Origin of the sequence: Paenibacillus canaveralius (genome assembly GCF_047238265.1) — a bacterium.
GTDB lineage: Bacteria > Bacillota > Bacilli > Paenibacillales > NBRC-103111 > Paenibacillus_F.
This window is the reverse complement of the sequence record NZ_JBDFMM010000001.1, coordinates 2,328,139-2,341,174: the sequence shown is the minus strand read 5'-3', so window position 1 is coordinate 2,341,174 and position 13,036 is coordinate 2,328,139. Positions and strand designations below refer to the sequence as shown.

12 protein-coding genes are annotated in these 13,036 nt (G+C 58.4%); 3 read left to right on the top strand and 9 right to left on the bottom strand.

Annotated features, from left to right (window positions below):
- Positions 1 to 186 precede the first annotated feature (186 nt).
- Entirely contained in the window at positions 187 to 771 is a 585-nt protein-coding gene (locus ABC395_RS10990; protein WP_413002974.1) for a D-glycero-alpha-D-manno-heptose-1,7-bisphosphate 7-phosphatase, read from the top strand.
- 246 nt (positions 772 to 1,017) lie between these two features.
- Here ABC395_RS10990 and ABC395_RS10985 read toward each other — a convergent pair whose 3' ends face one another.
- From ABC395_RS10985 to ABC395_RS10970, 4 genes are all read right to left on the bottom strand, one after another.
- Complete coding sequence (locus tag ABC395_RS10985) at positions 1,018 to 1,689, bottom strand: hypothetical protein (RefSeq protein WP_413002972.1); 672 nt, start codon at positions 1,687 to 1,689, stop codon at positions 1,018 to 1,020.
- Positions 1,686 to 2,135: a flavodoxin gene (locus ABC395_RS10980; RefSeq protein ID WP_413002970.1), complete on the bottom strand. Its 450-nt coding sequence runs from the start codon at positions 2,133 to 2,135 to the stop codon at positions 1,686 to 1,688. The genes ABC395_RS10985 and ABC395_RS10980 overlap by 4 nt, the downstream gene beginning before the upstream one ends.
- A 229-nt stretch (positions 2,136 to 2,364) precedes the next feature.
- Positions 2,365 to 3,087: a class I SAM-dependent methyltransferase gene (locus ABC395_RS10975; RefSeq protein WP_413002968.1), complete on the bottom strand. Its 723-nt coding sequence runs from the start codon at positions 3,085 to 3,087 to the stop codon at positions 2,365 to 2,367.
- Positions 3,088 to 3,211: 124 nt separating this feature from the next.
- The gene (locus ABC395_RS10970) at positions 3,212 to 4,729 is read right to left on the bottom strand and encodes a serine hydrolase domain-containing protein (RefSeq protein WP_413002966.1); all 1,518 of its coding nucleotides are present in this window, start codon (positions 4,727 to 4,729) and stop codon (positions 3,212 to 3,214) included.
- A 382-nt stretch (positions 4,730 to 5,111) separates the two neighbouring features.
- Here ABC395_RS10970 and helD point away from each other — a divergent pair, with 382 nt between their 5' ends.
- Together helD and ABC395_RS10960 are read left to right on the top strand one after the other, a co-directional pair.
- On the top strand, positions 5,112 to 7,514 hold the full coding sequence (gene helD / locus ABC395_RS10965; RefSeq protein ID WP_413002964.1) for an RNA polymerase recycling motor HelD: 2,403 nt from the start codon (positions 5,112 to 5,114) through the stop codon (positions 7,512 to 7,514).
- A gap of 140 nt (positions 7,515 to 7,654) precedes the next feature.
- Positions 7,655 to 7,951, top strand: a complete 297-nt coding sequence (locus ABC395_RS10960; protein ID WP_413002963.1) for a DUF3817 domain-containing protein — start codon at positions 7,655 to 7,657, stop codon at positions 7,949 to 7,951.
- Between the two features lie 58 nt (positions 7,952 to 8,009).
- Here the strand turns inward: ABC395_RS10960 and modB are convergent, their stop codons facing one another.
- The 5 genes from modB to ABC395_RS10935 all read right to left on the bottom strand — a co-directional run bounded on the left by modB (position 8,010) and on the right by ABC395_RS10935 (position 12,960).
- On the bottom strand, positions 8,010 to 8,681 hold the full coding sequence (modB, locus tag ABC395_RS10955) for a molybdate ABC transporter permease subunit (RefSeq protein WP_413002961.1): 672 nt from the start codon (positions 8,679 to 8,681) through the stop codon (positions 8,010 to 8,012).
- A gap of 20 nt (positions 8,682 to 8,701) precedes the next feature.
- Positions 8,702 to 9,532 (bottom strand): molybdate ABC transporter substrate-binding protein, encoded by an 831-nt coding sequence (gene modA, locus ABC395_RS10950; protein ID WP_413002959.1) that lies wholly within the window; start codon positions 9,530 to 9,532, stop codon positions 8,702 to 8,704.
- Positions 9,533 to 9,684: 152 nt separating this feature from the next.
- Complete coding sequence (locus ABC395_RS10945; RefSeq protein WP_413002957.1) at positions 9,685 to 10,143, bottom strand: GNAT family N-acetyltransferase; 459 nt, start codon at positions 10,141 to 10,143, stop codon at positions 9,685 to 9,687.
- Positions 10,144 to 10,178: 35 nt separating this feature from the next.
- Positions 10,179 to 12,740 carry an ATP-dependent helicase HrpB gene (hrpB, locus tag ABC395_RS10940; protein ID WP_413002956.1) on the bottom strand — a complete coding sequence of 854 codons (2,562 nt, stop codon included), beginning with the start codon at positions 12,738 to 12,740 and terminating at the stop codon, positions 10,179 to 10,181.
- A gap of 46 nt (positions 12,741 to 12,786) precedes the next feature.
- Positions 12,787 to 12,960, bottom strand: coding sequence for a hypothetical protein (locus tag ABC395_RS10935; RefSeq protein WP_413002954.1), 174 nt, complete (start codon positions 12,958 to 12,960; stop codon positions 12,787 to 12,789).
- Between the last annotated feature and the right edge of the window lie 76 nt (positions 12,961 to 13,036).

Genomic DNA, 13,036 nt, shown 5'->3' with positions numbered 1-13,036 from the left:
AAAAAAATTCGCGGTTAAAACAGTTTATCACAGGACCCCGATGTCAGGCGACGGGCCGTCACGATGTTTTGGGGTGAGCAGCCGTTAAAATCCGACACAGTAACATTCTTATACTAGGACAAGTACGTGTGTTTTGCGTGGAAAAATTGATTTTTATATCGTGTTCTACTTCAGGAGGAATCCATTATGAAAAAAGCCGTATTCCTGGACCGCGACGGGGTCCTGAACGAGGTGATGACCGGCAGAGTGCGTCATGTCAACAAGCCGTCCGATCTCTATCTGCTGCCCGGTGCAGCGGAAGCCGTCAAAGGTTTGAAGGAGGCCGGATTTCTCATATGCGTCGTCACGAACCAAGGCGGTGTCGGACTCGGATTTATGACCAAGAAAACACTCTTGGCCATTCACCGACGTCTGAACAAGCTGTTGGCCGCAGAGGACGCGGTCATCGACGATATCGCTTACTGCCCCCACCGTCCGGCCGCAGGCTGCCGCTGCCGCAAACCGAAGCCGGGCATGCTCCTCGACCTGGCCCGCAAGCATGACATCGATCTGGTGCGGAGCTATATGATCGGCGACAGCGAGACCGACACCGGGGCGGGCCGGGCGGCCGGAACCCGGACAATCCGGATCGGCGGCGCAGGAGCGGCCGAATCGTTCACCGCCCCGCCAGAGGGGGCGGATTTCGCGGCTTCCTCCCTGCTGGAAGCCGCGGTGATCATCGTGCGGCACGAGGTGGAGACGACGGCCGGCCAAAACCGCCGCAGCGGCTAAGCTGCGGCAGGGAGTGCGCTGCGGCACGATGGCGCCACGGTCGCTGCGCGTCCGCGCTCACGGCGGGCCGCCGCCTACGGTCGCTGCGCGTCACCGCTCACGGCAGGCTTGCCGCCACGGTCGCTGCGCATCCGCGCTCACGGTGGGCCGCCGCCCACAGTCGCTGCGTTGCCGAGGCAACGGGGCTAGCGTCCTGCCTTAGTCCACGGCGGGCCTACTTCCCCCCCGGCAAGCCGCCCTCTTCCGCTAAGCGAGCATAATCCGGCTGCGCTTGTGCTCGCGCATAAGCGTATCCGTCAGCCGCAGAAAATCCATCGAAGCCGGCAGATCGTCCGCTTTGGGACGAATCCGGTAAGCTTCGCCGGTAAGCAGGTTGTACGCTTCGATCTGGCCCGGCAATCTGCCGAAAGCCTTGTAGGCGAACACGAGCGAAAGCTGAAGATACGCCTTCACGACACACCAGTCCTCGTCGAGATAATACCGCTTCAGCGTGTAGGAGCCGTTTGCCCATTCGCCTACATGCAGGTGCATGACGAGCTCCAGATCCAACTCTTCGACCTGTACGGATAGCGTCTCGAAGAGAAACAAAGGCGGGTCCGTGTTCTCTTCCTGAAAGAGGGCGAGAATCAAATATTTCGCCAGATTTTTTTTCATCCGCAAATAATCTTCCATGACAAGACCCGACTCCTCGGGGCTTATAAGGTACAGTTCCAGCCTCTCCAGAATAATGTCCGCTGTCCGCCGGGATGCGTCGATACCGTAGAACTCGCGGATGATCCGGTCGGACGCCGTTCTCGCGCTTTCACGCCAGGGCTCGCTTTCCTGACAGTTTCCGCCGGAAAAGAAGCAGCCGGGACAGCGAATAAACTGCTCCAGCCGTCCGTCCTCCATCCGGCCTGCCGCCGGCCCGCCGCTCACAGCGCCCCCTGGAGGCGCAATACGGCCTGGCGTCCGAATTCCCTGCACGATTCGCGTTCGGGAGCCGACGGGCAGAGCTCGATTTTCAGCCCTTCCTGCACCGTGCAGCCGAGGGATTGGAGCTTTTCTGTCAACAGATCGACGGCCGCTCCGTATTGGGCGTAACTCGAATCGCATGAGCCGAATACCGCTCCTATTTTGCCGGTCAGACGCAGCTCATCCATCTCTTCGTAAAAATCCAGAAACTCGTCGGGCAACTCTCCGTCTCCCCACGTGTATGCCCCGAGTACGATTCCGTCATAATCTTCCAGTTCCGCGGCACGGGCATCCATTATATCCTTGACCGTTACCGTCGCTCCGGCCTGTTTGATCCCTTCGACCACAGCATCCGCCATTTCTTCCGTATTTCCGGTCAAGCTCGCGTACACGACTATAAAAGCGCTCATCCTCACCCGTCCCTCCATCTATGTATAGGATTAAAAGTGATCCATTTTATTGATAATGATTATCATTTTCATAATTAGTATAGAGGGTCCCCGTTCCGTTTTCAATCCCTAATTGAAAATTATTCTCAACGAAAAGCAAAAAGAACCGCAGCTAATCTGCGGCTCTTCCCGTATCCGCCTATTCGGCGGTTCAATCGTGACGGCGGTATTGTCGTCTTTTCCCGGCGGCTTAACGACCGGCCTGCGGTTTGCGGACCGCATAGCTCAAACAGTCCGTTTTCATGATAACCGGCGTTTCGCCGCGGTTGATTTCGATATCCAGCGGCTTATCGGACACCTCAAGTTCCTCCCAGCCGGAATATGCCTTCCGGAACTTCTCCAGCGCTTGCTCTTTACTCAAAATGAGCTCGATCAGCGTTTCGCGCTCCGCACCCGTTTCCGCATCCACTTCTCTTATGTTCGTATTCATGAGGATAAAGTTGATGCCTCCGTCCCTGGTCCCTGCCGCAAGTCCTGCCAGCACCTTCTCCAAGGCGGCTTCGGAACGGACATGCTCCAGACTTGACGCCGCGAGGATATAATCGAACGTCTTCTCCGGCACCTCGTATTCGCTGATGTCCGCCTGCCCGGTTTCAATAAGATCTTGGACACCGTACTTGCCGCTGTTGGCTTCAAGATCCTCCACCGCTTTGTCCAGCAAATCCACACAGACGACTTTTCCGCCTGCCGGCCGGAGCTTACGGGCCAGCGGAATGGAATTCCGTCCGACTCCGCATCCTAGATCCAGCACCTGCAGAGGTTTCCCCTCCTGAAGCTTCTCCAGATAAGCCAAAACCCGCCCATCCGGCTCTTCCAGCCAGCTGTCCTTCTCGTACAAATCATGCTCTTCGAAATACTGCTCGTGATACGCCTTCTCCTCGCGCCGGATACGCTGCAAACGTGCCGAATTCATGTTCATCATCCTTCCGCTGTTTTTTGCTACCCTTGCTTACCCCAAAAAATACGGAGTTGAAGCGCCGGTCCGGTGGAAGGAAGGATTGCGGATTTGTTCCGCACAAACCAGAGACGGATGGCCGTCAGTGCGCGGTTTTTCTCTTCCGAATCGCAACCGCCCGGACAACAGCCGCGATTTTAAGCAAGCCGGTACAAACCAGCAATATTGCCGTGAAATACAACCCGTGGGACAGCCCCGGCAGGAAAACCATCAAAACCGGCCACGGGGCTTGAAGCAGCTTCGGCAGCAGCAGAATTCCCGCCGGAAGCAGCACATGAACCGAGGCGATTGACGCCACACTCAGCGCAATGCCGCCGGCCGTCGGGTTCACGCGCTTTTTCCGTTTGAACAAGCGGTAAAAACCACGGACGGCAAGCATAAGTACAGCGATCAATGCCAGATCGGCCAGTACATATGTCCGGTTATAATTCGGAAGGGCATCGGCAGAAGCGTCTTCCCCCTGCAAAATCCCGTATATCCCCATAACGATCTGATCGTACGGGACGAGATAATCCATCGTGTTAAGAAGCAGAATAATGCCCGTATCGCCGTGAATAACCATAAATGAATACGTATTTTCGGTCGCTCCGTCATGAAAGAGAACCCCGTTTTTGACCGTCCATCCCATCGCGTAGGAAGCGCCGCCGCCCATGGAAGCTTCCGGCTTATGCATCATAGCGCCGCTTTTTTCGCTCCAGACCCGCTTCTCGTTATAACGTCCCCCGTTCATCTGTGCGCTGAGGAAACGGGTCATATCTTCCGCGGAGGAAATCAGATAACCGGAAGGAACCGTGCCGGCATGGGCAAGCTGCCGGGTCGGAGTTTTGAAACCGAAAACCGACTGATAACCCGCGGCAAGATCCGTCCCTCCCGCCTCCGCCGGTGAACCGAAACTGCTTTTCATTTGGAGCGGTTCGAAAAGATGGTTTTGTACATAAGCTGTGTAAGATGTGCCCGACACGCTCTCCACCAGACCGCCGAGTACGTTGTAGTTCAAATTGGAATATTCAAAACCCGTTCCGGGGGCACGAACAAGCGAAATTTTACTTAACCCGCCGATATGGTCTCCGATTGTGGAATCCCCCTGCGTCAGGGCGGCCACGCCGTCGTATTTCGAAAACCCGCTCGTCTGGTAAAGCAGATCTTTAACCCGTATCCGGTCGGACTCCTCGGGGACCGTCGTTTTGAAATCCGGCAAATAGCGGCGCACCGGAGCCTCCAGATCGATCTTTCCCTGCTCCGCAAGCTGCATAACGGCCGCCGCCGTAATGGCTTTGGTTGTCGATCCCAGTACGAAAGCAGTCTGGGGAGTCGTTTTCGTGCCGTACGGACCGCTGATGCCGTAGCCTTGAAGATAGAGCGGACCGTCCTTCTTCACGATGCCCAGCGCGGCTCCGGGAATATGCAACCGGTTCATGACTCCTTTCATGTAAGCGTCGATCCGTGCGGTATCCGGCTTGTCCGGACCGCTTCCTGCCGCCTTGGCGGGCGCAGGCACCGCAATCAAAAGCGCGGCGGCAACCGCAAGCAGGAATCGCTTTCCTTTTCCCGTGCGTTCAATCCGGGTATTTGCGAGTGTGGCTGTTTCCCTCACGTGCATTCTCATCCAGTCTCCTTCGTAATCCTATTTCCGTGTATAGGAATATTTTAAGAGGATCTGAAGAAAGCACCCATCGATTTTCCTTGCAAAACGCTTGTGTCCGGCTTACAAATTCGTCACCTGCGGCCGGGGCCGGTCCCGATTTTTTTCGCCCCGCCTCGTATGAAAAAATCAAAAAAGCCGCCAGTTATCCTGACGGCTTAAAACAAGATTGATTTATTTAAAGTTAGATGGTAAAATAAAAAACCGCTGTCAATACTAGTAATTAAACGTATTGAGCGCTTTTATCTAATCTTAGCTTATCACCTTTGCGCAGCTTTGTCAACTTTTTTTGCACGGCCGCTTATGCGGGTTGTTCTTTCACCTTTAAGGAGGGGTTTTCTTGTCGGTTTCCAAAGAAGAATGGCAGCACGAACAGCAGAGGGTCGATCTCGTGAGAAGCAAGCTTCGGCAGCAGCTGGAGAAAATCGAACCCGATGTCGGGCAGCTCAAATCGCAGGTCGTCGATATCCGCAAACATTTCTGGGATGAAGTGACCGTCAATCTGGCTCATGACGACGATATCCTGGATACGTACCTCAGCCTGAGGCAGCAGGCCGAAGTTTTATCCGAGAGAGAGAGAACCCACCGGCAGCTTAAGAAGCTGGCCGACCGGATGAACCGTCTTCTCCCCTCCCCTTATTTCGGGCGGATTGATTTCAAAGAAGACGGCGCGAGCCGGACCGAGCGCGTGTACGTCGGTGTGTCTTCTTTTCTTGATGAGGACGGCGAAACCTTCCTTGTCTACGATTGGCGTACCCCTGTCGCCAGCCTTTATTACGACTACGCGCCCGGACCGGGCGAATATCATACGCCCGGAGGTCTTGTAGAGGGCGAAATCGAACTGAAGCGCCAGTTTATTATCCGCGACGGCCGCATTCATTTTCTGTTCGATACGGGGCTGATGATCGGCGATGAACTGCTTCAGCAGGTGCTCAGCAAAGGGGCGGGCTCCCAGATGAAAACGATTGTCGCCACCATTCAGAAGGAGCAGAACCGCATTATCCGCAACGACAGCTCACGGATGCTTATCGTACAAGGCGCCGCGGGCAGCGGCAAAACATCCGCGGCTCTCCAGCGGGTCGCCTATCTGCTGTACAAACACCGGAAAACGCTGACCGCCGATCAGATGGTGCTGTTTTCGCCCAACCCGCTTTTCAACAGCTACGTGTCCACCGTTTTGCCCGAGCTCGGCGAGGAGAACATGCAGCAGACGACGTTCCAGGAATATCTGCATCACCGGCTCGGCCGGCGGTTCAAAATCGAGGATCCGTTCGATCAGATCGAATATGTGCTGGCAGATGAAGAAACACCCGGGTATGCCGCAAGATTGAGCGGAATCCGGTACAAGGCTTCCTCCCGCTTCCTGCACGTCATTCAAGCGTATAAAGATCAGCTTCTGAAGGAGCATATGCTGTTCAAAGACATCGTGTTCCGGGATCAAGTGATCCTGTCCCGTCAAGCTTTGTCGGACCGCTTCTACGGCTACGACGCCTCCATCCGCCTGGCCAACCGTATCGAACTTATGAAGGAATGGCTGCTTGAAGAGCTGGCGGCGCATCAGGAGCGGGAGATGCAGGAAGACTGGGTCCGCGACGAACTCGATTTCCTCGATAAAGAGCAGTACCAGCGCGCCTACAATCAGCTTCGCAAACGACGGGGACGCGCCGAAAGCTTCGACGATGCGGACGTGGAAGAGCAGCTTCTGCGCAAAATGATCGTCCGGGAGCATTTCAAGCCCCTGCGGGCACGGGTAAAGCGGCTCCGCTTCGTCGATGTTCCCGGCCTGTACCGGCAGCTGTACGAGAACAAGCCCCTGTTCCAGTCCCTGCACCGGGCAGCCGCCGCGGCGGACTTGGCCGTTCCCGGGGAGACCGCCGAGGACCGGGACGGACTTCCTGCCGAGTGGGATGAAGTCTGCGCGTACACGCTGAACCGGATGAACCGGGGCACTCTGCCTTACGAAGACGCGACTCCTTTCCTGTACCTGCAGGAACTGGCCGAAGGCTTCCGTACCAACACGATCGTCCGGCACGTTCTGATCGACGAAGCCCAAGACTACTCCCCTTTTCAGTTTGAATTTCTGAAAAGGCTCTTCCCGCGCTGCCGCATGACCGTGCTCGGCGATTTCAACCAGGCCGTGTTCGCCCAGGCGACCACGCTGGAGGGAAGCACGCCCGTCGCGCACTTGTACGGTCCCGGCGAGACGGAGCAAATCGTGCTGCACCGCAGCTACCGGTCGACCAAGGAGATTGTCGAGTTCACGCGCGGCATGCTGAAGGACGGCGCTCTGATCGAGCCGTTCGACCGGGAGGGCGGCAAGCCCGCCGTTTTCACGGGGGCGGACACGGACGCGCTTATCCGGCGGATGAAGGCGGAAATCCGGGCGTTCCAGGCGGAGGGCTCCGCGTCCATCGGCGTCATCTGCAAAACCGCCGCCGAAAGCGAGCGCGCCTTCGAAGCGCTGAGCGGCCTGGATGAGCTTCGACTCATCCGCAAGGATACGCCTTCGTTCGAGAAAGGCGTCATGGTCATCCCCGCGTATCTCGCTAAAGGGGTGGAATTCGATGCGGTGCTTATCTATGACGCCTCCGCCCATGCCTACCGCCGCGAAAGCGAACGGAAGCTGTTCTACACGGCCTGTACGAGGGCGATGCACAAGCTGCAGCTCTACTCGGCAGGGACGTTGACCCCGTTCGTCACCGCGCTGGATCCGGCCGTTTATACCGTCATGACCGCGGAATAACAGTCTTCTCTCCGTCCCCGGGCGGGCCTGAGGAAGCCTGACCGGGCGGCTTATTTGAGCGCACGATTGCCTCTGTGATACAGTAAGAAGGGAGACGGAACTTTTCCACATTTTACTTACACAGGCGGTGTATGTTAACCATGCTCAGTACCCCTATTGGGCGTTTGCGCGTGATCGGTATCCTCGAGGGAATCTCTTTCCTCTTGCTGCTGTTTATCGCCATGCCGCTCAAGCACTTCGCGGACATCCCTCAGCCCGTAACGGTTGTCGGAGGCTTGCACGGACTCTTGTTCGTCCTTTTCCTGCTCGCAGTCACACACGTCACCTTCGTTCACCGCTGGTCGATTCTCAAAGTGCTGATCGCCATCCTGGCCTCCTTTCTGCCTTTCGGCACATTCGTGCTGGACGCCCGGTTAAAGAAGGACAACTGGTCCTGACACCCAAAAAAACGTACGTCAAAAAACCTGCCGGGCATCATTGCCCTGGCAGGTTTTTTTAGGATGCGGAACTTCCCTCCGGGGAATTCCGGCGATAATTGCCCGCAAGAAGAAGCAGGAATGAAAAGGCGACGATCGCCGCCGTCCAGCACCAGGCAAGCGTATAGTCGCCCGCATCGACTGCGGTGTAAATGGCCGTCGGAACCGTCTGGGTCCGGCCCGGAATGTTACCCGCGATCATGATCGTAGCCCCGAATTCGCCCAGCGCCCGGGCAAAACCGAGCACAAAAGCGGTCACAAGCGCCGGTCCGGCCAGAGGCAGCGTAACTCGGAACAACACTTGCCACTCGCCAGCTCCCATGGACCGGGCGGCTCCTTCCAGATCCCGGTCGATCGTCTGGAAGCCCGTTTTGGCCGATTGGTAGACAAGCGGAAAAGCGACGACCGTCGCCGCGATGACCCCCGCTCCCCACGAGAAGACGACCGGCTGATCCCACAGCCATTCGGCCAGACGGCCGATCCAGCTTCTTCGTCCGAAGGCGAGCAGAAGCAAAAAGCCGATCACCGTAGGAGGGAGGACCAGGGGCAGCATAAAGACCGTTTCCAGCAAAGTCCTTCCCCTGAACGGGCGTTTATGTACGAGCCGGGCGGCCGATACGCCGAACACGAAGGCGAGAACTCCCGACAGCAGCGCGATTTTCAGCGACAGCCAGACGGGAGAGAAGAACATGTCCATATTCACCGGTATGTTCAGGAACTTTTTAAGCCGAAGCCGTATTTTGTAAAAATGTCCCGCGCATCCGCTCCGGACAAATACTCATAAAACTTCCGGGCCTCGTCCGCCTGCTTCGTGCCCGAAACGATTCCCGCCGGATATTCGATCGGCGGACTTCCTGCCGCTTCTTTTGCCGTATACACCGTTCTCACCTTGCCCGAAGTCAGGGCATCCGTTTTGTAGACGAAACCCGCGTCGGCGTTTCCCGACTCCACATAGGCCAGTACCTGCCGGACATCCTTGGTCCACACGATTTTGGACTGCAGCTTATCCCAAATTCCCGCTCCGTTCAAAAATTGCTGCGTATAGCTGCCTGCCGGAACCGTTTTGGGCTCCCCGACCGCAACCTTCTTCACCGTTTCTTTCAAAAGATCTTCCGGACCGGAGACGGCCGCTTTCGCATCCTCCGGCACGATCAGGACCAGCTCGTTGGTCAGCAGAACGCCGGAATGGTTCTTATCGATGAGCTGCTTATCCAGCAGAGCCTTCATTTGCGGCACCCCCGCCGAAAGAAAAATGTCCACGGGAGCTCCCTGTTCGATCTGTTTCTGCAGAGTCCCTGAAGATCCGAAATTATAAAGCAGCTTAACGCCACCGTTCGCACTCTCGTAACGCCGGCCGATCTCCTCCAGCGCATCCTTCAGACTGGCCGCTGCGGAAACCGTAAGCTCCGCCCTCTTCCCATCCGCTTCCTTGCCTGCCTCCGGTTTACCGGCCGGAGTACCGGTTTGCCCGTTCGAGCATGCGGCCAGCCCCAGGAGCAGAACCCCCGCCGCAATCGCTTGCCCTATCCGCTTCCTAAACACAGCGGTCCCTCCATTTCTTCCGTCACTTAAAACATGCGTCGTTCGAACACGGAACTTCCGGCCCGCCGTACCGAAATACCGGCGGATCATCGCCTGCATCAGCAGGATTGCCCCGGCAGTCCTTTCGTCCCGTCTCTCCCGTTCCGGCCACTCTATTCCCACAAATAAGAGATAAATCCGGTTTTGACGTCTTTCTCAAACCCGTTCTTCTCGTAAAAACGAAGCGTCGCGTCCTCTTTGGAACTTGTCAAGAGCATCACTTTATAACAGTCCGACTCCCGGGCCAGATCCAGCGCCTTTTGCAAAATCAGACTGCCGTACCCTTTTTTGCGGTGATTCTCGCTGGTTACGACATTCTCAATCAACCCGAAAGGGCGTCCGCCGCGGGTCAGGTTACGGACGATGACCAGCACGCATACGGCAGCCAGTTTCCCCTCGTCTTCGACTACGACAAACTTCATGTGGGGATCATGGAACATCTCGTTCCACTGCTGATCCAATTTCTCGCCTGGAGGTATAACGGGGTCCTCCGTATTTAACTGCCGGTACAGCTCCAGAAGCTGGTCCAGCTCATCGTGCCGGATCAGCCGGATGGCCGCTTGTTCATTCATGGAGACACCTCTTTTTCTATACGTGTACGTTCGGACTATTTGCGGGGCTTCGCCCGGCTGGTCGGAATCGCTTCAAGCGGATTGTCCGGCCAGTAATGCTTCGGGTAACGCCCTTTGAGATCTTTTTTAACTTCGAAATAAGCTTCTTTCCAAAAACTTTCCAGATCGCGCGTAACCTGTACGGGCCGCTGTGCCGGTGAAAGCAGGTGCAGGGTCAAGGGCACTCGTCCGCCGCCGACGGCAGGCGTAGCCTGAAGCCCGAACATCTCTTGAAGACGGACGTACAGGGCCGGAGCTTCCGGCATGCTGTAATCGACCGGAATACGGGAGCCGCTCGGCACGGACAGATGCGTCGGCGCCTGCTCGTCAAGCAGCCTCCGCTGCTCCCACGTAAGCATGGCTTCCAGCACTGTGACGAGATTCAGACGCTGGAGGTCTCCCCGGTTTTTCATCCCGTACACATGCGGCCCCAGCCACTCTTCCAGAGAAGTGAGCAGAGCTTCGTCGGTAACATCCGGCCAACGGTCATCATGACGGGCCATAAAGCTCAGACGCTCGCGCAGCTGCCTCGCTGCCTTGCTCCAGACCAGCACTTCCAGCCCCTGGCTTCTGATCCCCTGAAGCAGGGCATCCCGCGTAAGCTCCGGGTCCGGAGCGGCAACGGTGATCTCCCGGAGGGTCAGCATGCCGAGCGATGTTTTTTTCCGGGCCCTTACGGCTTGGGCCTGCCGGTCCCAATTCACCGAAATGTCCTCGGCGATTTCATGGGCAAAATGCTCCTCAAGCTCGTCCAGCCGTACGGGAGCCGCCAAGTAAACGGTACTTTCCGCACCCTGGTCGTCCAGATCGGCGCAGACCAGCCAAGGCTCCGCCGAGAGGCGCTGCATATCGGGCAGCGCGGCTCCTCTGCCGCTGCTGAGGGTAAACCGCCCCGGCGAACGCTGTCCGGCAACGCGGTCGGGGAAGGCAAACGCGAGCAGCAGGCCTGTCCGTTCCGTACCGCCGGATTCGCCCTCCGGAACGCCCAGCTCGCGCTTCCAGCGGGCCGCTTCCGCTCCGAGACGGCGCAGCACGGAAACATCCGCGCCTGCCTGCCCGCTCGCGGCCGCGAAGACTTCCGGCTCCGCAGCGGGACCGCCTGCGGCGTCCTGCGGCGTCCGCTTCGCCCCGCGGCCCGCGCCGCAATAGGCCCGCAGAGCTTCGACGCGCAGCCGCAGGTCCGCATCCCGGGCCGACGGCGTGCCGCGGAGAATGTCCCGCTCGCCGAGCAGCGCCGCCAGCTCGCAGGCAAGCCCTCCCGCGCCCAGCGGAAGCGCCTGCAGCGCCATGTGCGCGAGCCGCGGGTGCAGGCCCAGCTCCGCCATCCTGCGGCCGTGAGCGGTGACGGCGCCCGCTTCGTCCAGCGCCCCGAGCCTGCGGAGCAGGCCGCACGCCTGCGCGTAAGCGGCCGCCGGAGGCGCGTCGAGCCAGGCCAGCTCGTCCGGCCGGGCCCCCCATACGGCGAGATCGAGCGCCAGCGGCGCCAGATCCGCCTCCGCGATTTCAGGCCGCCCGGCGGGTGCGAGGCGCCTCTCCTCCTGCTCCGTCCACAGCCGAAAGCAGACGCCCGGCGCAAGGCGACCCGCGCGGCCGCGCCGCTGATCGGCGGAAGCGCGCGAAACCGCGGCCGTCTCCAGGCGGCTCATGCCGGTGCGCGGCGAAAAGCGCGCAACGCGCGCGAGTCCGCTGTCGATGACGATGCGCACGCCTTCGACGGTCAAGCTTGTCTCGGCGATCGTCGTCGCCAGCACGATTTTGCGCCTTCCCTGCGGGTCCGGCGCAATTGCGCGATCCTGCTGCTCCGGCGTCAGACTGCCGTACAGCGGCGCAACGAGAGCCTGCCCGGAAGGCAGGCGGGCGGCGAGTTCTTTTTCCGTGCGCCTTATTTCGGGCGCCCCCGGCAAGAACACGAGCAGATCCCCTTCCGCCTCGTGCCAGGCCTGCAGAACCGTTTCCAGGACGGCCGCCGCCACGGACCCTTTAACGGGTTCCCGCCTGTAACGGGTTTCGACCGGATACATTCTGCCCTCGCTCGTGACGACGGGGGCTCCGTTCATTAGCGCCGCCACGCCGTCGGCTTCCAAAGTCGCGGACATAACCAGCAGCTTCAGGTCTTCCCGCAGCAGAGACTGCGATTGCAGGCAGAGAGCGAGGCCCACGTCCGCCGCCAGATTCCGCTCGTGAAACTCGTCGAACAGCACGATTCCCGCTCCATCGAGAGTAGGATCGCGCTGGAGCATGCGGGTAAGAACCCCTTCCGTAATGACCTCGATCCTTGTCTTCGGCCCGACCTTCGTGTCCGAGCGCATCCGGTAACCGACCGTTTCGCCCGTTTTCTCTCCCAGCAGGGATGCCATGTAAGCTGCGGCAGCTCTTGCCGCAATCCGCCTCGGCTCCAGCATAAGGATGCGTTTGCCGTCCAGCCAGGATTCCTGAAGGAGAGCAAGCGGCACACGCGTCGTTTTGCCCGCGCCTGGCGGAGCGATAAGGACCGCGTTCCGCTCCCGCCTCAGCACGTCCAGCAATTCCGGGAGCACTGCCTCCACCGGTACGTTCATATCTGTATCCCCCGTTTAATCGTTAACAGTTAACGCTTGTCTCACTTTATGTAAAGGTGATTCCGTTAATTGTCTTTATCTTTATCTCGCATTCGGGCCCCGGCCCTGCCGGTTTTCCGCCGATTCCGCCGTAAGCTCGTATTCCTAAAAACGGCAGCCAGCAGTCACGGCGTTTACTTTTGCGACCAGAATCTTCATTAAACCGGATGCCGATCGTCATGAACCCGCTTCTTAAAGAAGCAGACGGCGCCCGAAATATCTCCGGCTCGCCTGATTTTGCAGCAAGCGGAAGCCGG

Excerpts from the sequence above, each read along its gene's own strand:
- ABC395_RS10980 (WP_413002970.1), bottom strand. The coding sequence starts at position 2,135 with ATGAGCGCTTTTATAGTCGTGTACGCGAGCTTGACCGGAAATACGGAA.
- hrpB (WP_413002956.1), bottom strand. The coding sequence starts at position 12,740 with ATGAACGTACCGGTGGAGGCAGTGCTCCCGGAATTGCTGGACGTGCTG.
- ABC395_RS10970 (WP_413002966.1), bottom strand. The coding sequence starts at position 4,729 with ATGCACGTGAGGGAAACAGCCACACTCGCAAATACCCGGATTGAACGC.
- ABC395_RS10960 (WP_413002963.1), top strand. The coding sequence starts at position 7,655 with ATGCTCAGTACCCCTATTGGGCGTTTGCGCGTGATCGGTATCCTCGAG.
- ABC395_RS10935 (WP_413002954.1), bottom strand. The coding sequence starts at position 12,960 with ATGACGATCGGCATCCGGTTTAATGAAGATTCTGGTCGCAAAAGTAAA.
- ABC395_RS10990 (WP_413002974.1), top strand. The coding sequence starts at position 187 with ATGAAAAAAGCCGTATTCCTGGACCGCGACGGGGTCCTGAACGAGGTG.
- modB (WP_413002961.1), bottom strand. The coding sequence starts at position 8,681 with ATGTTCTTCTCTCCCGTCTGGCTGTCGCTGAAAATCGCGCTGCTGTCG.
- ABC395_RS10945 (WP_413002957.1), bottom strand. The coding sequence starts at position 10,143 with ATGAATGAACAAGCGGCCATCCGGCTGATCCGGCACGATGAGCTGGAC.
- ABC395_RS10975 (WP_413002968.1), bottom strand. The coding sequence starts at position 3,087 with ATGAATTCGGCACGTTTGCAGCGTATCCGGCGCGAGGAGAAGGCGTAT.